General features: G+C 50.7%; 1 protein-coding gene and 1 pseudogene. Both read left to right on the forward strand.

Annotated elements, in window-relative coordinates:
* Positions 1-188: pseudogene (locus PMI32_RS30820) on the forward strand (DUF6708 domain-containing protein); the annotation flags it as partial.
* A partial coding sequence (locus tag PMI32_RS02305; protein WP_238541048.1) for a DUF6708 domain-containing protein occupies positions 185-1,025 on the forward strand: 841 nt, incomplete at its 3' end. The pseudogene PMI32_RS30820 and the gene PMI32_RS02305, both read left to right, overlap by 4 nt.

Below are 1,025 nucleotides of genomic sequence, written 5' to 3' on the forward strand. Positions count from 1 at the left end.
CTGAATCCATTGCTGAGTGGTCTAAACCTTTGCCGTCTGAGCAATGGGCCAAACCGAGCCCAGCTTTAAACGAGCAAAACGCAAAGATCGAAAAGGCCTTTTCTCAAGGACAGGACTTCATGACGTACTTCAAGGCCAACCTCAGCAAAACCGAGGCAAAAGAATCAGCGGGTAGTTCTGCATTATGAGCGTAGAGATCAAACAGCCCGGTGATTGGCGGGAGTTGAGCAATCAGCGCCCTGTCGCTGGTGAGTCCCGACGTTTTGTCACTGGAGAAGCTTCGTTTTTATCGCCTCTGCCGGTGCCAACCGGACAAATACCCTCGGATTTGGGTGGGAGCATTGTTGAGGTAAATGACATATATCTGGACATTGGTAGCAGCAGTTTTGGTAAAGCATTTCAAGCCAGAGCAATGATTGGTCTGTGCATGGGTTTCATAATTTCTTGCCTGCTGGTTTTACCTACAATTATGGGATTATCAACATTCAACAACCCTTTTGGACGTAACTTCTCATGGTATTTCAGCGAGTTTTTTGAATTTGGTATGTGGATTTCCGGTTGGGGCGGCGCGGCATTTGCCATTATCGGCTGTTATGTTGTCATCAGTTCCACACTCACCAAATCCCGCACCCGCCCCATTCGCTTCAACCGCCAACGCCGCGAAGTCTGTTTCTTCCCCAACAACTCCGACGAGCAGGTTATCCAGCCATGGGAAGAACTGGTCGCCTGGCTCTCAATCAGCACCGGGTCAACAGGCGAAGGCATCATCAGCACTTACACCTTCGGCATGGCCTTCGACGATCCCAAGTCCGGCAAAGTCCATTTTGTAAACCAAGGCGTAGCAACCCCCACCCATGGCTTGGGCAAATGGGAAGCCATACGTGTCTACATGGAAAAAGGCCCAGAATTCTGCCCTGGCAAAGCCCCCTACGAAGGCCGTCACACCTTCGATAAAGAACGACAAGACATGCATGAGGAATACCAGCACAACGAGCGTTCCGCTTTAGGCGTTGGCTGGTGGTACC

It is taken from the genome of Pseudomonas sp. GM60, from assembly GCF_000282415.1.
GTDB lineage: Bacteria > Pseudomonadota > Gammaproteobacteria > Pseudomonadales > Pseudomonadaceae > Aquipseudomonas > Aquipseudomonas migulae.